This window comes from Actinomycetospora sp. C-140 (genome assembly GCF_054796175.1).
This window is the reverse complement of record NZ_JBTWNF010000002.1, coordinates 112,926-130,233: the sequence shown is the minus strand read 5'-3', so window position 1 is coordinate 130,233 and position 17,308 is coordinate 112,926. Positions and strand designations below refer to the sequence as shown.

The window sequence follows — 17,308 nt, the reverse complement described above, 5'->3', positions numbered from 1 at the left end:
CCGGGGCGCTACACCTGGGCGAGCGACGCCGCGGCGCCCTGCGGGCTGGACAGGCCGAACTCCCGGGCGATCAGCTCGTAGGACCGGCGCCGCTCCGCGGCGTCGTGGATCGGCGTCACGATCATGATCTCGTCGGCGTCGGCATCCCGGGCCCGCCGCTCGAGGGCGTCGCGGACCTCCGCGGGCGTGCCGGCGGTCATCTTCGGGGCCATCGCCTGCTCGACCTGGCGCTCCACCGGGCTCCAGTCGTGCGCGGTGGCCTCCTCGGGGCTCGGCAGCGGCCCGGGGTTGCCGGTGCGCAGGCGCGCCATCGACAGGGCGTGGGCGCGGCCCATCGCGCGGGCGCGTTCCGGGTCCTCGTGGCACATCACGGCCGCCGCGAGGATGACGTGCGGGTCCTGGGCGCCGGCGGCGTCGCTGGGGCGGAACTGCTGGCGGTAGATGCGGGTGGCCTCGGCCGGGTCGGCGCCACCGAAGTGCCCGGCGTAGGCGAACCCGGTGCCGAACGCCGCCGCGGCCTGCCCGCCGTAGTAGCTCGAGGCGAGGATCCACACCGGCGGCAGCGGGATGTCGTCGGGGATCGCGACGATGCCGGCGAACGGGTGGTCGGCGGGCAGGCCGTCGACGTAGCCGCGGAGCTCGGCGAACTGCTCGGGGAAGTCGTCCGCGGTCAGGGCCTCGCGGCTGCGGCGCAGCGCGATCGCCGTGCGCGGATCGGTCCCGGGAGCGCGGCCGAGGCCGAGGTCGATGCGGTCCGGATAGAGGCCCGCCAGCGCCCGGAACGTCTCGGCGACCTTGAGCGGCGAGTGGTTCGGCAGCATGATCCCGCCGGAGCCGACGCGCAGCGTGCTCGTGGCGCCGGCGACCGCGCCGATGAGGATCTCGGGGCTGGAGCTCGCGACGCTCGGGATGCCGTGGTGCTCGGCGAGCCACATGCGGCGGTACCCGGCGCGCTCGACGGTCTGCCCGAGCTCCACGGTCTCGCGCAGGGCCGCCGAGGTCGGCGTACCGGAGGGCACCGGGGAGAGGTCGAGGACCGAGAGGTCGAGATCGCGCATGTCCGGAGCAACGTTCCGTCGGCCGCGCGTGATTCCGGGTGGTGTCAGCGAAGTGCCGTTACGGACACTGAGCGTCCGTGACGGCACTTCGCTGACACACCGCGCACCCGGACCTGACGCGGATCACACTCCGTCTCAGGGTGAGACAGCCCACTCCCGAGCGGACTCACCCGCCGGGACTAAGGTTCACTGCGACCGGTCAGCGGGCGAGCCCCGACCGGCGGTTCCGGCGATGGCGCCGGTCGGGAGAGGGAGCACGACGGTGCGGATCGGCGTGCCCCGGGAGTCCGGGGACCACGAGACCCGCGTGGCGGCGACGCCGGCCACGGTGGTGGGTCTGACCAACCTGGGGGCGACGGTCGTCGTTGAGCCGGGCGCGGGGGAGCGGGCGAGCTTCACCGACACCGCGTACGCGGAGGCCGGGGCCGAGATCGGCGACCCCTGGTCGGCCGACGTGGTGCTCGCGCTGCGCACGCCCGACACGGAGAATCTCGACCGGATGGCCGCGGGCACGACGCTCATCGCGATGGTCGGCCCGGCCCGGAACCCGGACCTGCTCGCGGACCTCGCGCGCCGCGGCATCACCGTCCTCGCGACGGATGCGGTCCCGCGCATCTCCCGGGCCCAGTCGCTCGACGTGCTCAGCTCGATGGCCAACATCGCCGGCTACCGCGCCGTCGTCGAGGCCGCGCACCGCTTCGGCCGCTTCTTCACCGGACAGGTCACGGCCGCGGGCAAGGTGCCGCCGGCGACGGTCCTGGTCGCCGGCGCGGGTGTCGCCGGGCTGGCCGCGGTCGGCGCCGCCTCGAGCCTGGGCGCGGTCGTGCGCGCCACCGACCCGCGGCCCGAGGTCGCCGAGCAGGTCCGCTCCCTGGGCGGCGAGTTCCTCGCCGTCGAGGTCGAGCAGGAGGCGAGCACCGACGGGTACGCGCGCGCCACCTCCGAGGCCTACGACGCCCGGGCGGCGGAGATCTACAGCGAGCAGGCCGCCGACGTCGACGTCGTCATCACCACCGCCCTGATCCCGGGCCGGCAGGCGCCGCGCCTGCTCACCGCGGCCGACGTCGCGAGCATGAAGCCGGGCAGCGTCGTCGTCGACATGGCCGCGGGCCAGGGCGGCAACGTCGAGGGCTCGGTCGCCGATGAGGTGGTCGTGACGGAGAACGGCGTGACGATCGTCGGCGACACCGACCTCGCCGCGCGCCTGCCCACGCAGGCCTCGCAGCTCTACGGCACCAACCTCGTCAACCTCCTCAAGCTGCTGGTGCCCGAGAAGGACGGCGTCCTCGCCCTCGATCTCGACGACGTCGTCATCCGCTCGGTCACGGTGACCCACCACGGCGACGTGCTCTGGCCGCCCCCGCCGATCCCGGTGTCCGCGGCTCCGGCGGCGCCGGTCGAGCCCGAGGCCGCGACGCCGGTCGCCGAGCCGAAGCGGCCCGCCTCCCCGGCCCGCCGCTACGCCGCGATCGCGGTCGCGTTCGCCGTGCTCTTCGTCGCCACGGCCTTCGCGCCGGCGGAGCTCGCGACCAACCTCACGGTGTTCGTGCTCGCCGTGGTGATCGGCTACTACGTCATCGGCAAGGTGCACCACGCTCTGCACACGCCGCTGATGTCGGTGACCAACGCGATCTCCGGCGTCGTCATCGTCGGCGCGCTGCTGCAGTTCGGGCAGCACGGCGTCGTGGTCTCGGTGCTCGCCGGGGTCGCCGTGCTGCTCGCGAGCATCAACATCGTCGGCGGGTTCGCCGTCACGCGACGGATGCTGGCCATGTTCACGAAGGGCCCCGCCCAGGAGAGGACGGCCCCGTGAGTGCCGAGGCCGCGGCGACCGCCGCCTACATCGTCGCCGCGCTGCTCACCGTGATGAGCCTCGCGGGCCTGTCGAAGCACGAGACGGCACGTTCCGGCGTCGCCTACGGCATCGCGGGGATGGCCGTCGCCCTCGTCGCGACCGTGGTGCTCGCCGCCCAGTCGCTGACCGCCGGCGCCATCGCGCTGCTCGCCGTGGCCATGGTCATCGGCGGCGGCATCGGGCTCTGGCGCGCGCGGGTCGTCGAGATGACCGGCATGCCGGAGCTCATCGCCCTGCTCCACAGCTTCGTCGGTCTGGCCGCGGTGCTGGTCGGCTGGAACGGCTACCTCGAGGTCGAGGCCGAGGGTGCGGCGCAGACGACGGTCGCGCCCGAGCTGCTCGGCATCCACTCCGTCGAGGTCGGCGTCGGCGTCTTCATCGGCGCGGTCACCTTCACCGGCTCGATCGTCGCCTACGGCAAGCTCTCCGGGCGGATGAAGTCCCGCCCGCTGACGCTGCCGGGCAAGAACGCGCTGAACCTGGGCGCGCTCGTGGCCTTCGCCGCCCTGACCGTCGGGTTCACGATCGCGCCCTCGCTCGGGCTGATGATCGCCATCACCGCGGTGGCCCTGGCGCTGGGCTGGCACCTCGTCGCCTCGATCGGCGGCGGGGACATGCCCGTCGTCGTCTCGATGCTCAACAGCTACTCCGGCTGGGCCGCCGCCGCCTCGGGCTTCCTGCTCGACAACACCCTGCTGATCGTCACCGGCGCGCTCGTCGGCTCCTCCGGTGCGTACCTCTCGTACGTCATGTGCCAGGCGATGAACCGCTCGTTCCTGTCGGTGATCGCCGGCGGCTTCGGCGTCGAGTCCGGGACGTCGGCCGCCGTCGAGGGCGAGCACCGCGAGGTGCAGGCCGACGACGTCGCCGAGATGCTCGCCGACGCCTCGTCGGTCGTCATCGTCCCCGGTTACGGGATGGCGGTGGCCCAGGCGCAGTACCCCGTCGCCGACCTCACCCGCCGGCTCACCGAGCGCGGCGTCGAGGTCCGCTTCGGCATCCACCCCGTCGCGGGACGCCTGCCCGGGCACATGAACGTGCTGCTCGCCGAGGCCAAGGTCCCCTACGACATCGTGCTCGAGATGGACGAGATCAACGACGACCTCGCCGCGACGAGCGTCGTCCTGGTCATCGGCGCCAACGACACCGTGAACCCGGCAGCGATGGAGGACCCGGCCAGCCCCATCGCCGGGATGCCGGTGCTGCGCGTGTGGGAGGCCAAGGACGTCGTCGTGTTCAAGCGCTCGATGGCCGTGGGCTACGCGGGCGTGCAGAACCCGCTGTTCTTCCGCGACAACACGTCGATGATCTTCGGCGACGCCAAGACGCGGGTCGAGGACATCCTCAAGGCGCTCTAGTCGCGCCAAGGAGATGCGCACGTCAGCGCTCCTCCGTCGCGCTGCCCTGCGACCTCCGGCGCGGCGTGCGCCTCAGGCCCCGAGGAGCGAGAGCAGATCCTGACGGCCGAACATCTGCGCGGTGTCGATCGCCGTCGGGTGACCCGCCCGCGGGTCGGCGCCGCCGGCGAGGAGAGCCCGCACGACGGCGTCCTCGCCCTTGAACACCGCCCCGGCGACCGGGGACTGCCCCCGGTCGTTGAGTCGGTTGACGTCGGCGCCCCGCGCGACGAGCGTGGCCACGGCGTCGGCGTGACCGTGGTACGCGGCGAGCATGACGAGCGTGTTGCCGCTGTCGTTCGTCAGGTTCACCGGCACCCCGGCGTCGACGTACTGCGCGAGCGACGCGGCGTCGCCCTCGCGGGCCATGTCGAACACCCGCGTCGCGAGCTCGCGGACCCCGTCCTCGGGTGGCGTCTCACTCATCGCGCCCGACCCTAGGTGCGCTTCGCGCTCGTGAGCACTTCGGAGTGCCCAGGCACTCCGAAGTGCTCACGTGCCGTGAGGCACCGGCGTGCGCGCCCGGCTCATCATCAGGACGACGGCGATGATCGTGAGGACGACGACCGCGGCGCCCGCGGCGACGAAGGGCGGCGGCACGTCGGGCTCGAAGAACGCGGGCACGGCCGTGAGCCCCGAGAGGATCCGCGCGACGGCCATGACCCGCAGGGCCGGCCGGCTGCCGGACCGCGCGACGACGATCGCGGCCACCAGCGTGATCACGCCCATCACCGCGGAGAAGACGGTGACCTCCCACGGCGGTCCCTGCCCGTCGGGCTGCTGGGGCACGAGGAGGAAGGCGACGTCGACGACGCCGAGGACGACGGCGAGCCAGTAGCCGATCTTGGCTCGGGTGGTGAGTGCGCTCATGACGACCCCCTGGGGATGCGCGGCCCTCCGCCGGGCGGCGCGACGTCACGAGCGTGCGCTCCGGGCACGCCCGGTCACAACGGCCGGTGTCCCGGCCGGGCCGGGCGTCTTCCCGGGTGAACCGGGACCGCCGGAACGGGGACACGGTGACCACGAGGTGTCACGATCGGGGCCGTGACAAGCCCGCCGATCCGCGTGGTGCTCGCCGACGACCACCCGGTGGTCCGGCGCGGGCTCGCCGCGCTGCTCGAGTCGGTCGAGGGCATCGACGTCGTCGGGCAGGCCGCCACCGGTCGAGAGGCGGTGCGCGAGGCCCAGCTGCTCGCGCCGGACGTCGTGCTCATGGACATCCAGATGCCCGACCTCGACGGGGTGGAGGCGAGCCGCCGCCTCGCCACCGCCAGCCCCGGGGTGGCGGTTCTCGTGCTCACGATGCACGACGACGACGAGACCGTGGTGGCGGCGCTGCGCGCGGGTGCCCGCGGCTACCTGCTCAAGGGCGCCGACCAGGACGAGATCCGGCGCGCGGTGCACGCGGTCGTGGCCGGGGAGATGATCGTGGCGCCCACCGCGGCCGCGCACGTCCTCGCCCGGCTGTCCGCGACGCCCCCCGAGCCCTTCACCGAGCTCACCCCCCGCGAGCGCGAGGTCCTCTCGGCCCTGGCGCGGGGACGGCGCAACGGGGCGATCGCCACGGAGCTCGGCCTCGCCGCCAAGACCGTCGGCAACCACGTGTCGGCGATCCTCGCGAAGCTGGGCGTCGAGACGCGGGCCGAGGCCGCCGCGGCCGCCCGCGCCGCCGGTCTGGGCGGCCCCGGGTGACCGGCGCCGCGGTGCTGCGTCGGTCCCTCGCTCGCCCGAGCGCCGTCGACGTGGTCGGCGTCCTCGCGGCGGTCGTGGCGACCGTGCTGGTCGTGGTGCGGCCGCCGGTGACGGTGGTCGGCGCGGCGTGGTCGGTCGGCGCGCTGGTGCTGGGCGGGGCGTGCGTGGCGGCGGCCGTGGTGGTGCGGCGCGGCGGCGGGAACCGGCGCGCCGCCGGGTGGACGGCGGCGACGGGCGTCTCGCTGCTGGCGCTCGCCCTGCTCGAGGCCTCGGCCGACCGCGACCCGGCGCTCCTGCCGCTCGAGCAACGCGGGCTGGCCGTGCTCCTGACGCTGGTGCTGCCCGGGTTCGCGCTGACGTTCCCGTCCGGGCGTCTCGAGCACCTCGTCGGCCGGGTGGCCGCCGGCGTCGTGGTGGTCGGGGGCGCCGTCCTCGTCGCCGACCCCGACGGCCCGGCCGGGCTCCCGGCGGCCATCGTGGTCCTCGTGGCGGTCACGGCCGCGGTGTGGGTGCGCAGTGACCGGGCCCGGGACGTCGACCGCGAGCGCATCCTCTGGCTCCTGCTCGGCGCGGGGGCGGCGGCCGTCGTCGGGGGCCACCTCGTCTTCGCCGCCCAGGAGGTCGTCGGCACCGTCGCGGACACGGTCCTGCTGACGCTCACGCTGCTCTGCGGGCTGGCCGTGCCCGTGACGGTGGTCGTGGCGCTCCTCGCTCCCCGCGCGGTCGACGTGCGCGCCCTGATCGCGAAGGTGGCGGCGTCGGTCGTCATGGTCGACCTCGCCCTCGGCGTCTTCGTCGGGGGCCAAGCGGTCCTCGCGCTGCTGACGGGCGCGCCGCCGTCGCGGCTCGTGACCTCCGTGCTCTGCGTCGCGGTCGCGGCCGGCTTCCACCCGGCCTGGCTCCAGGTCCGCGACACCCTGGACCAGGTGCTCTTCGGGGGACGCCCCGACCCGGTCGGTGTCGTCACGACGCTGGGCGACGAGTTCCGGCGCGGCGGCGGCCCGCAGCAGTGGCTGGACGCGCTGCGGTCCTCGGTCGACCTCCCGTCGGTCGCCCTCCAGCACGGCGGCGAGGTCGTGGCGTCGTCCGGAGCAGCGGACGGCGCCGTCACGACGATCCCGCTGCACGCCGGCGACGACCACGTCGGCGACCTCGTCGTCGGCCTCCCCGAGCACCACCGCGAGCTGCCGCGGCCCACGGACGCCGTGCTGCGGCTCGTGGCCGGGCCCCTCGCGCGCGCCCTGCAGAGCGCGCGGCTCGCCGAGGAGCTGCAGGAGTCCCGCCGGCTCGTCGTGCTCGCCGCGGAGGAGGAACGGCGGAGGCTGCGGCGCGACCTCCACGACGGGCTGGGCCCGGTGCTCGCCGGCGTCGCCTACACCGCCGACGCCGCCCGCAACGTCGTCGCGTCGCGCCCGAAGCGGTCGGCGGAGCTGCTCGCCGCGCTGCGCGAGGACGTCGCCGGCGCGATCGGGGAGGTCCGCCGCCTCGTGCACGACCTGCGGCCCCCGGTGCTCGACCAGCTCGGGCTCGTCGCCGCCGTCCGCCAGCAGGCCGAGCGGGTCACGCAGGACGCCGACGGTCCGACCGTCACCGTCCGTGCCGACGCCGTCGGCGCGCTCCCCGCCGCCGTCGAGGTCGCGGCGTACCGGGTCGTGTCGGAGGCGGTGCTGAACGTCGTGCGCCACGCCGGGGCGCGGACGGCCGCGGTGACGGTGCGCCGGGAGGGCGGGGTCCTCGACCTGCTCGTCGCCGACGACGGGCGCTCCGAGGCGCCGTGGACGCCCGGGGTCGGGCTGACCTCGATGCGGGAGCGGCTCGCCGAGCTCGGCGGCACGCCGGCCGGCGGCCGGGTCCACGCGCGGATCCCGGTGCCTGATGGCACGTGAGCACTTCGGAGTGCTCAGGCACTCCGAAGTGCTCACAAGCCGTCAGGCACCTCGGGCGAGGAGGAGGGGCACCTTCTGTTCGGCGTCGGTGAGCGATCCGTGGTGCCCGACCAGCGCGGTCTCCATCGGCTCGATCCGCGAGCGGACCAGCGTCCAGTTCCCCTGTGCCGCGGCGACGACGTCCCCGATCCGTCCGCGGGCGGCGTCGGTGACCTTCGGGCCGAACCAGCCGTCGTCGATGGCCTCGTCCCGCGTGCGGACCCACGCCGCGTCGCCGAGCTCGGCGCGCCAGGCCGCGGTCACGTCGTCGAGTGCGCCGTCGGCGACGAAGACGTGCCGGACCCGCGCCTCGCCGGCCAGGCGACGCACGCCGGCGAGCAGGGCCGGGGTGGTGTCGAGGTCGATGCGCCAGCCCGCGTCGGTGCCGACCATGCCGTGGTCGGCGACGACCGCGAGGACGGTGTCGGCGGGCAGGTCCTCGGCGATCGCCGCGACGAGCCGGTCGACCACCGCCAGCTGGAGCAGCCACGGCCGCGAGCCCGGCCCGAACGCGTGGCCGATCATGTCGAGGTCGCCGTGGTAGGCGTAGCAGAACGTCCGCTCCTCGGCGGATTCCGTGGCGAGCCCGTCCAGGACCTCCGCGCCGAGATCGCCCAGCGCCGACACCCCGTGGAACCGCCCGCCCCGCAGGGCGGCCCGCGTGAGCCCCGAGCGGCGCTGGATCTCCGGGGCGACCGTCGCGACCGCCACCCCCGCCCGGGCCGCCCGTTGCAGGACCGTCGGTGCGGCCTGCACGAGCTCCGGCGGCAGCTCCCGGCGCAGGTCGACCGGGTCGGTGGCGCCGTGGGCGCACCAGCGCAGGGTGTTGAGGACGACGTCGGCCGGAGCGGTCGGGTCGTCCAGCGGCGGCACGCCCATGCTGTAGCCGACGATGCCGTGCTCGCCCGAGGGCAGGCCGGTGCCCAGGCTCGTGACGCTGACGGCGGTCGTCGCCGGAAACCCCGCGTCGAGGACGCGCCCGCGCGCCGCGAGCTCGGCGAGCGCCGGGGCGCGCTCCGCGTGGGCGTCGAGCAGCGTCGCGCCCAGCCCGTCGACGAGCAGCAGCGCGACGCCGCGGGCCGCGCCGACGCCGAGGGTGTCGTCGAACCCCTCGACGCCGAGCGCGGCCGCCAGCGAGGGCGAGACGTCGGCGAGGGTGCCGGCGGACTCGGTCATGCGGCCGGAGTGTATGGCCTGATCTATACGCTCGAGACCGTCTCCGGCGCCGTGGACTCCGGGACGCGTGTCGCGTGGTAGTCCGACACGGCGGTGTGGTCGCGGCCCTCGGCCGTCTTCGCGGCGCGGAGCACGAGCGTGGCGACGACGGCCACGACGATGTTGAGGATCAGGGCCACGAACCCGACGTAGATCTGCACCTTCGAGCCGTCCCACGGCGCCCAGCCGAAGAACGACAGCTTGTCCAGCGCGAGCGCCGAGCCGCCGAAGTGCTGCTTGCCGTTCGACGGGTTGGGGATCTGGTAGAGCAGGTACATCCCCCACGCCATGCCGGCGACCCACCCGGCGACCAGGGCCCAGCGGTGGAACCAGCGCGTGTAGAGCGCGATCGCCACGGCCGGCAGCGTCATCAGGATGATCACGCCGCCGATCAGCTGGAGGTCGACCGAGAACTGCGGGTCGATCAGCACGATGAACAGCACCGCGCCGACCTTGACCACCAGCGACGCGAGCTTGGCCTGGCGGGCCTCCTCGCGCGGGGTGGCGTCGCGGCGGAGGAACTCCTTGTAGATGTTGCGGGTCCACAGGTTCGCCGCGGCGATCGACATGATCGCGGCGGGCACGAGTGCCCCGATGCCGATCGCGGCGAACGCGATGCCCGCGAACCACGACGGGAACTGGGAGTCGAACAGGACCGGCACGATGGTGTTCGAGTCCGCCCGCCCGGTGGAGCCGTTGACGATCGGCTTCACCCCGGCCGCGATCGCGACGTAGCCGAGCAGGGCGAGCAGGGCCAGCAGGAACGAGTACGCCGGCAGCGCGGCCATGTTGCGCCGGATCGTGCCGCGGCTCTGGCTGGAGAGCACGCCGGTCACCGAGTGCGGGTACAGGAACAGCGCCAGCGCGCTGCCGAGGGCGAGCGTCGCGTACTGGAGCTGGTTGTTCGCGGTGAGCAGGATCGAGCCGGCGGGCTGACCCGTGGCGGGCGAGGGCTGCGAGAGCTTCGCCTGGCCGGCGTCGAAGATCGTCGCCCAGCCGCCGAGCTTCAGCGGTAGGTAGATGATCGCGACGAGGATGACGATGTAGATCAGCAGGTCCTTGACCACCGCGATCAGCGCCGGCGCCCGCAGCCCGGACTGGTAGGTGTAGGCGGCGAGCACCACGAACGCGACGAACAGCGGCGCGTGGCCCCAGAACCCGCTGCCGTTGAGGCCGATGGTGCGCAGCACGGCCTCGAGCCCGGCGAGCTGCAGGGCGATGTAGGGCATCGTCGCGACGATCCCGGTGATCGCGATGAGCAGCGCCAGCAGCGGGGAGTCGTAGCGCCCGCGCACGAAGTCCGCCGGCGTCACGTAGCCGTGCACCCGCGAGACCGACCACAGCCGCAGCAGCGGCAGCATGACCAGCGGGAACGCGATGATCGTGTAGGGCACGGCGTAGAAGCCGAGCGCGCCCGACGAGAACAGCAGCGCCGGGATCGCGACGAACGTGTAGGCCGTGTAGAGGTCCCCGCCGAGCAGGAACCACGTCACCCACGAGCCGAACTTCCGTCCGCCCAGGCCCCACTCGTCGAGGTGGTTGATGTCGTCCGCCCGACGCCACCGGCTCGCCAGGAAGCCCATGGCGGCGACGGCGAGGAAGAGCAGGGTGAAGATGACCAGCTCGACGGTCTGCGTGCCGCTCACTGCTCGCCCTCCTCGTCGACGTGCCGGGTGAGGCGGTGGACCGCGACCGTGCAGAGGATGCCGATCGGGATCACGAGCAGCTGGAACCAGTAGAAGAACGGCATCCCCGCGAGCGTCGGCTCCTCGCTGTTGAACAGGAACGGCAGGATCGAGATCAGCGGGATGAGCAGCAGCAGGTTGACGGGCCGGAAGCGCACGTCGGTCCAGCCCCGTGGCGGAGACTCCTCCGCGGCGTTCGGGGACTCCCCGGGTGGTGGGGCGGACGTCGTCATCGCCGGGCCTCCTCGTCGTGGCTCCTCACGCAGAGCGCAGGGATGGTAAGCCGAATGTGACGCGAACGTGAAGCACGGATACTGCGCTGTGTGCGCAATCGTGCGCTGTTCGTTCATCCGTTCGGGTTGCGCGGCCTTGCTGCACGCCGATCGTCGGCCATGACTACGCCGAGTGCGCGCACCCCGGACGAACGAACGGCGCTCCCGCTGCTTCGGAAGCAGCGAGAGCGCCGTTCGTGTCGTTCGGGCGGGGCCCGCCGGCCTAGCCGACGCCGAGACGCTGCTTGAGCGCCGCGAACTCGTCGCGCATCGAAGTCGGCAGCGCGTCGCCGATCTTCTCGAACCACTCCTCGATGAGCGGCACCTCCTCGCGCCACTCGTCCTGGTCGAAGCGCAGGGATGCCTCGATGTCCTCCAGCGGCTCGCTGAGGCCCTCGATGTCGATCTGGTCGGCGCTCGGGATGTGCCCGATCGGGGTCTCCGTCGCGGCCGCCTTGCCCTCCAGCCGCTGGATGATCCACTTCAGGACGCGGCTGTTCTCGCCGAATCCGGGCCACAGGAAGCGGTTGTCCTCGCCGCGCCGGAACCAGTTGACGTAGAAGATCTTCGGCAGCTTGGTGGCGTCGGCGCTCTTGCCCACGTTCACCCAGTGCGCGAAGTAGTCGCCGACGTTGTAGCCGAGGAAGGGCAGCATCGCCATCGGGTCGCGGCGGACCTGGCCCTTGCCGCCCTTGGCGGCGGCCGTCATCTCGCTCGACATGGTGGCGCCCATGAAGGTGCCGTGCTGCCAGTCGAACGACTCCGTGACCAGCGGGATCGTCGTCTTGCGGCGGCCGCCGAACAGGATGGCCGAGATCGGCACGCCCTGCGGGTCGTCCCACTCGGGAGCGACGACGGGGCACTGCGAGATCGGCACGGTGTACCGCGAGTTGGGGTGGGCGGCCGGCTTGGCCGAGCCCGGCGTCCAGTCGTCCCCGGTCCACGCGGTGAGGTGCTGGGGGTCGCCCTCCAGGCCCTCCCACCAGACGTCGCCGTCGTCGGTGAGCGCGACGTTCGTGAACAGGGCGTTGCCGTGCTCGATCGTGCGCATCGCGTTCGGGTTGGTGTTCCAGTTGGTGCCGGGGGCCACCCCGAAGAACCCGTACTCCGGGTTCACGGCGTAGAGCCTGCCGTCGTCGCCGAAGCGCATCCAGGCGATGTCGTCACCGACCGTCTCGGCGCGCCACCCCGGGATGGTGGGCTGCAGCATCGCGAGGTTCGTCTTACCGCACGCCGACGGGAACGCGGCCGCGACGTAGTACGCCTTCTCCTCCGGGCTGATCAGCTTGAGGATCAGCATGTGCTCGGCGAGCCAGCCCTCGTCGCGTGCCATCGCCGAGGCGATGCGCAGCGAGTAACACTTCTTGCCCAGCAGCGCGTTGCCGCCGTACCCGGAGCCGAAGCTCCAGATCTCGCGGCTCTCAGGGAAGTGGCTGATGTACTTCGTGTCGTTGCAGGGCCACTTCACGTCCTGCTGGCCGGGCTCGAGCGGCGCGCCGATCGAGTGCAGCGCGGGGACCCATTCCGAGTCCTCCGCCTCGAGACGCTCGTTCACCGCGGGACCCATGCGGGTCATGATGTGCATCGACGTGACCACGTAGGCGCTGTCGGAGATCTCGACGCCGAGCTTCGGGTGCTCGGCGTTCACCGGGCCCATGCAGAACGGGATGACGTACATCGTCCGCCCGCGCATGCAGCCCCGGTACAGCTCGGTCATGGTGGCCTTCATCTCGGCCGGGTCCATCCAGTTGTTGGTGACCCCCGCGTCGGCCGGATCGACCGAGCAGATGAAGGTGCGCTCCTCGACCCGCGCGACGTCGTCGGGGTCGGAGGCGGCGTAGAACGAGTTCGGCTTCTTGTCCGGGTCGAGCTGCACGTACGTCCCGGCCTCGACGAGCTCGGCGGTGAGCCGGTTCCATTCCTCCTGGGACCCGTCGCACCAGACGACGCGGTCCGGCGTGGTGAGGTCCGCGACCTCGGCCACCCAGTCGAGTACCTCGCGGCGGCTGATCGGCGGGTTCTCGAGTCCTTGGATGGTCGGAACGGCAGTCATGCGTCTCCTCGGTCGGTCGTTCGCTCACTCGCCGAACACCGCGACCGCGAAGGCGGCCCCGGTCGCCTCGGGGAAAGAGGCAGCGGGGGCACGACGCCGTGCCCCTGGAGCCTCCATCGGGATGGCACGACGTTAACGAGACTTCTTCCGCAGGACACCGCCGAGGGCTGTCGGGGGACTCACTTCCACGATCAAGCTGAACGATTCAGGCGCGATCGAGCAAACCCAGCGTGTCCAACACCTCCGGCAGGACCTCGCCCAGTGCACCCGTCAGACGAACGTCGGCGACCGCGTCGGCGCGGCTGGGTCCGCTGGTCACGACCGCGACGGGCAGGTCACGGCGCGACGCGGCGTGGACGAAGCGCAGACCGGACATCACGGTGAGCGACGAGCCCAGGACCACCAGGGACCGCGCACGGCGGACCAGATCGAAGCAGTGGTCGACGCGTGGACGGGGGACCGACTCGTCGAAGAACACGACGTCGGGCTTGAGCGGGCCGTCCCCGCAGGCCGGGCAGGCGGTCATCGTGAACCGGTCGAGCTCGGCGTCGGCGAGCTCGGCGTCGCCGTCGGGGTTGATCGCGGTCGCCCGGGCGTCGAAGCCGGGGTTGAGGGCGGCCAGCCGCGCCTGGATGTCGCCGCGCGGCAGGGTCGCGGCGCAACCCAGGCACGTCACACGTCCCAGGGCGCCGTGCAGCTCGACGACGTCGCGGGCGCCGGCGGCCTGGTGTAGCCCGTCGACGTTCTGGGTGATCACGTCCGGCACGAGGCCCGCGCGCTGGAGCGCGGCGACGGCGCGGTGCCCGTCGTTCGGGCGCGCACCCGCGATCTGGGGCCAGCCGACGTGGCTGCGCGCCCAGTACCGGTGCCGTGCGACGGGGTCGCCGACGAACGCGTCGTAGGTCATCGGGGCGTGGCGCCGGGCCGCGCTCGTGGGGCCGCGGTAGTCGGGGATGCCGGAGTCGGTGGAGATGCCGGCGCCGGTGAGGACCAGCGCCCCGCCCTCGGCGATCAGCGTCGCGAGCGCGTTGACGTCGCCGCGGACCGGGACGTCGGCCTCCCACGCGTCCTGCGGCGCCGTGTACCGCATCACCGACCGGACCATCGCCCTCCAGTGTGCGCCCCTACGTGAGCGAACTTCGGGGCTATGGGCCCAAAGTTCGCTCACGTATCTCAGCGGCCCGGGGACACCGAGGTCATGTGGAAGTCGGGGATGCGCAGCGGGGGCATGGCGGCGCGGGTGAACCAGTCCTTCCACTCGCGCGGCAGCGTGCGCTCGGTGGTGCCGGCCTCGGTGACGCGGCGCAGGAGGTCGAGCGGCGACTCGTTGAAGCGGAAGTTGTTGACCTCGCCCACGATCTCGCCCCGCTCGACCAGGTAGACGCCGTCGCGGGTCAGGCCCGTGAGCAGCAGCGTCGCCGGGTTGACCTCGCGGATGTACCAGAGGCACGTCAGCAGCAGGCCACGGTCGGTCGAGGCGACCATCTCCTCGAGCGTCGCCTCCTCGCCCCCGGTGAGCACGAGGTTGTCGGTGGGCGCGGCGAACGGCGCGTCGTACTCCGCCGCCGCCGCGCGCGGGTAGGCCAGCGTCGCGACCTCGCCGTCGCGGACCCACTCCACCCGCCCGGTGGTGGCGCCGTTGTCGAACACCGACAGCTCGTCGCCGGAGTAGGTCGTCGCGAGCACCGGGGTGTAGGCGAGGTCTCCGAAGCCGGGCGCGGCCGGGTCGCCGGCCAGGGTCAGCGGGATGTTCCCGAGCTTCTCGCCGACCCGGGTGCCGCCGGCCCGGGAGAACGCCGAGCGGCCCTCCTGCGCCGGGCGCCCGCCCATCGACCACGCCAGGTAGATCATCAGGTCGGATACCGCCGACGGCGGCAGGATCGTCTCGTGGCGGCCCGCGGGCAGGTCGATCCGCCGGGCGCCCCACGGCAGCCGGTCGCGCAGCCGCCCCACGAGCGCGGCGACGTCGACGGTGCTGACGTCGGTGGCGCCCTCGCCGCCCCAGACCGAGGTGCCGGTCGCCGGGTCCTTCAGGTTGAGCTCGACGGACCCGGTCGGCTCGACCCAGCGGCGCCGCAGCCCCGTCGAGGTCCCGAGCCACGTCGTGGTGACGCGCTCCTCGCCGAACCCGAACGACGTCTCGCCGGGGCGGAAGGAGGCGCCGAGCTCCTCGGCCAGCCGGGCGAACACGGCGGGGGAGGTCTCGGCGGCGGCGTCGGCCCAGTCCCGGTCGGCGTCCCCGGTCGGCGTGGGCAGCGGCGCGGCGTCCCGCGCGGGGCCGCCGCGCCGGGCGGCCTGCACCGCACCCGACACGGCCTCGCCGATCACCGCGTCGCCCTCGGGCCCGGCGGCGAGAGCGGTGGGCGCGGGCACCGTGGCCACGCCCGCGCCGGTGCCGCCGTCCAGCGGCACGAGCAGGATCACCGACAGGCGCCGCTCGACGGTGTGGCCGTTGGTGGTCAGCGTGGAGTTCGCCCACCGGACCACGGCCTCGGAGACCTCGCGGACGAGGGCCACGGCGCCGGCCTCGGGCACCTGGCGGGCGGCGATCTGAAGGGCCCGCTCCACGAGCGTCGCGCCGGGCGCGCTCACGACCCGCTCCCGGTGTTGAGCACGGTCACACCGCGCAGCAACGCCGACGGGCAGCCGTGGCTGACCGGCGCGACCTGCCCCGGCTGCGCCTTACCGCAGTTGAACGCCCCGCCGAGCCGCCAGGTCGAGCGGCCGCCGACGGCCTCGAGCGAGCCCCAGAAGTCGGTGGTCGTGGCCTGGTAGGCGACGTCGCGGACCTGGCCGGCGAGCCTGCCGTTGCGGATCCGGTGGAAGCGCTGGCCCGTGAACTGGAAGTTGTAGCGCTGCATGTCGATCGACCAGGAGCGGTCGCCGACGATGTAGAGGCCGTCGGACACCCCGTCGATCAGCGCCGCCGTGGAGCGGTCGGTGTCCGGGTCCGGGCGCAGCGACACGTTCGCCATCCGCTGCAGGGGCACGTGCTCGGCGGAGTCGGCGTACGCGCAGCCGTTGGAGCGGTCCAGCCCCAGGCGCGGCGCGAACGACCGGTCGACCTGGTAGCCGACGAGCACGCCGTCCCGCACGAGGTCGAACTCCTGCGCCGCGACCCCGTCGTCGTCGTAGCCGACGCTGGCCAGCCCGTGCGGCACGGTGCGGTCGCCGGTGACGGTGAGGACGTCGCTGCCGTAGCGCAGCGTGCCGAGCTGGTCGGGGGTGGCGAAGCTGGTGCCGGCGTAGGCGGCCTCGTAGCCGATGGCCCGGTCGTACTCCGTCGCGTGCCCGATCGACTCGTGGATCACCAGCCACAGGTTGGTGGGGTCGATGACGAGGTCGGTCGGACCGGCGTCGACGGTGGGCGCCCGCACCTTCTCGGCGAGAAGCGTCGGCAGCTCCGCGAGCTCGGCGTCCCAGTCCCAGCCGGTGCCCGTGAGGTACTCCCACCCCCGCCCGGCCGGCGGCGCGAGCGTGCGCAGGGTCTCGAAGCCGCCGCCGGCGCGGTCGACGGTGGTGATCGTGATGTCCGGGTCGACGCGCACCCGCTGCTGCGTGGTGGTCGTGCCCGCGGTGTCGGCGTAGAACGTCTGCTCCTTGACCTGCACGCAGCTCGCGGCGACGTGGTCGACGCCGGTCGCGGCGAGCAGGCCGGTGGAGCGCTCGGTCAGCAGTGCGATCTTGTCGGCGACGTCCACGGTCCAGGGATCGACGTCGTACGGCGAGACCCACGAGACGCCGGCGTGCACGGGCTCGTCGGCGAGGGTGACCCGCTCGGTCGCGAGCGCGGCGAGGGTCCCGGCGACGTCGAGGGCCCGGCGGGCGGTGGCCGCGGCGGTCTCGGGCGTGAGGTCGACGTGCGCGGCGAACCCCCAGACGCCGTCGCGCAGCACCCGGACCGCGAGGCCGCGGGTGTCCTGGTCCGCGGCGACGACGACGCGGCCGTCGCGCAGCTCGAGGTGCTGGGTGCGCAGCCGGTGCACGCGCAGGTCGGCGTGCTGGGCACCGCCGCGGCGGGCGGCGTCGAGCGCGGCGTCCGCCAGCGCGGCGCGGGGCAGCGCGAGGAAGTCCTGGTCGACCGCGTGCCCGACCGCGTGCCCGGCGGAACCCCCCATGCCGCCGAACCTACCGGTGCCCGTCGACCGGGTTGCGG

14 protein-coding genes are annotated in these 17,308 nt (G+C 73.6%); 4 read left to right on the top strand and 10 right to left on the bottom strand.

Annotated features, from left to right (window positions below; all coding sequences use genetic code 11):
- Positions 1 to 8: 8 nt before the first annotated feature.
- Positions 9 to 1,058, bottom strand: a complete 1,050-nt coding sequence (locus ACR9E3_RS03625) for an LLM class flavin-dependent oxidoreductase (RefSeq protein ID WP_460378581.1) — start codon at positions 1,056 to 1,058, stop codon at positions 9 to 11.
- A gap of 262 nt (positions 1,059 to 1,320) precedes the next feature.
- Here ACR9E3_RS03625 and ACR9E3_RS03620 point away from each other — a divergent pair, with 262 nt between their 5' ends.
- Positions 1,321 to 2,871, top strand: coding sequence for a Re/Si-specific NAD(P)(+) transhydrogenase subunit alpha (locus ACR9E3_RS03620; protein WP_460378579.1), 1,551 nt, complete (start codon positions 1,321 to 1,323; stop codon positions 2,869 to 2,871).
- Positions 2,868 to 4,271, top strand: coding sequence for a Re/Si-specific NAD(P)(+) transhydrogenase subunit beta (gene pntB, locus ACR9E3_RS03615; protein ID WP_460378577.1), 1,404 nt, complete (start codon positions 2,868 to 2,870; stop codon positions 4,269 to 4,271). Before ACR9E3_RS03620 ends, pntB begins: the two co-directional genes overlap by 4 nt.
- 72 nt (positions 4,272 to 4,343) lie before the next feature.
- Here pntB and ACR9E3_RS03610 read toward each other — a convergent pair whose 3' ends face one another.
- Both ACR9E3_RS03610 and ACR9E3_RS03605 read right to left on the bottom strand, forming a co-directional pair.
- Positions 4,344 to 4,736: an ankyrin repeat domain-containing protein gene (locus tag ACR9E3_RS03610; RefSeq protein ID WP_460378575.1), complete on the bottom strand. Its 393-nt coding sequence runs from the start codon at positions 4,734 to 4,736 to the stop codon at positions 4,344 to 4,346.
- A gap of 66 nt (positions 4,737 to 4,802) precedes the next feature.
- A complete protein-coding gene (locus tag ACR9E3_RS03605; RefSeq protein WP_460378573.1) occupies positions 4,803 to 5,180 on the bottom strand; it encodes a hypothetical protein in 378 nt (125 codons plus the stop codon).
- Between the two features lie 174 nt (positions 5,181 to 5,354).
- Between ACR9E3_RS03605 and ACR9E3_RS03600 the strand changes: the two genes are divergently transcribed.
- Complete coding sequence (locus tag ACR9E3_RS03600) at positions 5,355 to 6,002, top strand: response regulator transcription factor (RefSeq protein WP_460378572.1); 648 nt, start codon at positions 5,355 to 5,357, stop codon at positions 6,000 to 6,002.
- Positions 5,999 to 7,888, top strand: coding sequence for a sensor histidine kinase (locus ACR9E3_RS03595; RefSeq protein ID WP_460378570.1), 1,890 nt, complete (start codon positions 5,999 to 6,001; stop codon positions 7,886 to 7,888). Before ACR9E3_RS03600 ends, ACR9E3_RS03595 begins: the two co-directional genes overlap by 4 nt.
- A 42-nt stretch (positions 7,889 to 7,930) precedes the next feature.
- On the opposite strand, the gene ACR9E3_RS03590 is transcribed toward ACR9E3_RS03595, so the two are convergent.
- The 7 genes from ACR9E3_RS03590 to ACR9E3_RS03560 all read right to left on the bottom strand — a co-directional run bounded on the left by ACR9E3_RS03590 (position 7,931) and on the right by ACR9E3_RS03560 (position 17,270).
- Complete coding sequence (locus ACR9E3_RS03590; protein ID WP_460378568.1) at positions 7,931 to 9,103, bottom strand: alkaline phosphatase family protein; 1,173 nt, start codon at positions 9,101 to 9,103, stop codon at positions 7,931 to 7,933.
- A 23-nt stretch (positions 9,104 to 9,126) separates the two neighbouring features.
- Positions 9,127 to 10,788: a monocarboxylate uptake permease MctP gene (mctP, locus tag ACR9E3_RS03585; protein WP_460378566.1), complete on the bottom strand. Its 1,662-nt coding sequence runs from the start codon at positions 10,786 to 10,788 to the stop codon at positions 9,127 to 9,129.
- A complete protein-coding gene (locus ACR9E3_RS03580) occupies positions 10,785 to 11,060 on the bottom strand; it encodes a DUF3311 domain-containing protein (protein WP_460378564.1) in 276 nt (91 codons plus the stop codon). Before ACR9E3_RS03580 ends, mctP begins: the two co-directional genes overlap by 4 nt.
- 262 nt (positions 11,061 to 11,322) lie before the next feature.
- A complete protein-coding gene (locus ACR9E3_RS03575; RefSeq protein WP_460378562.1) occupies positions 11,323 to 13,152 on the bottom strand; it encodes a phosphoenolpyruvate carboxykinase (GTP) in 1,830 nt (609 codons plus the stop codon).
- Positions 13,153 to 13,357: 205 nt separating this feature from the next.
- Positions 13,358 to 14,257, bottom strand: a complete 900-nt coding sequence (locus ACR9E3_RS03570) for an NAD-dependent protein deacetylase (protein WP_460378561.1) — start codon at positions 14,255 to 14,257, stop codon at positions 13,358 to 13,360.
- 68 nt (positions 14,258 to 14,325) lie between these two features.
- Positions 14,326 to 15,744 carry a metallopeptidase TldD-related protein gene (locus tag ACR9E3_RS03565; RefSeq protein WP_460378559.1) on the bottom strand — a complete coding sequence of 473 codons (1,419 nt, stop codon included), beginning with the start codon at positions 15,742 to 15,744 and terminating at the stop codon, positions 14,326 to 14,328.
- The gene (locus tag ACR9E3_RS03560; protein WP_460378558.1) at positions 15,741 to 17,270 is read right to left on the bottom strand and encodes a TldD/PmbA family protein; all 1,530 of its coding nucleotides are present in this window, start codon (positions 17,268 to 17,270) and stop codon (positions 15,741 to 15,743) included. The genes ACR9E3_RS03565 and ACR9E3_RS03560 overlap by 4 nt, the downstream gene beginning before the upstream one ends.
- Positions 17,271 to 17,308: the final 38 nt, after the last annotated feature.

What these genes read in the sequence shown, in the direction of transcription:
- ACR9E3_RS03625 (WP_460378581.1), bottom strand. Translation starts at nt 1,058, where the DNA reads ATGCGCGATCTCGACCTCTCGGTCCTCGACCTCTCCCCGGTGCCCTCC.
- ACR9E3_RS03610 (WP_460378575.1), bottom strand. Translation starts at nt 4,736, where the DNA reads ATGAGTGAGACGCCACCCGAGGACGGGGTCCGCGAGCTCGCGACGCGG.
- ACR9E3_RS03605 (WP_460378573.1), bottom strand. Translation starts at nt 5,180, where the DNA reads ATGAGCGCACTCACCACCCGAGCCAAGATCGGCTACTGGCTCGCCGTC.
- ACR9E3_RS03590 (WP_460378568.1), bottom strand. Translation starts at nt 9,103, where the DNA reads ATGACCGAGTCCGCCGGCACCCTCGCCGACGTCTCGCCCTCGCTGGCG.
- ACR9E3_RS03580 (WP_460378564.1), bottom strand. Translation starts at nt 11,060, where the DNA reads ATGACGACGTCCGCCCCACCACCCGGGGAGTCCCCGAACGCCGCGGAG.
- ACR9E3_RS03575 (WP_460378562.1), bottom strand. Translation starts at nt 13,152, where the DNA reads ATGACTGCCGTTCCGACCATCCAAGGACTCGAGAACCCGCCGATCAGC.
- ACR9E3_RS03570 (WP_460378561.1), bottom strand. Translation starts at nt 14,257, where the DNA reads ATGGTCCGGTCGGTGATGCGGTACACGGCGCCGCAGGACGCGTGGGAG.
- ACR9E3_RS03560 (WP_460378558.1), bottom strand. Translation starts at nt 17,270, where the DNA reads ATGGGGGGTTCCGCCGGGCACGCGGTCGGGCACGCGGTCGACCAGGAC.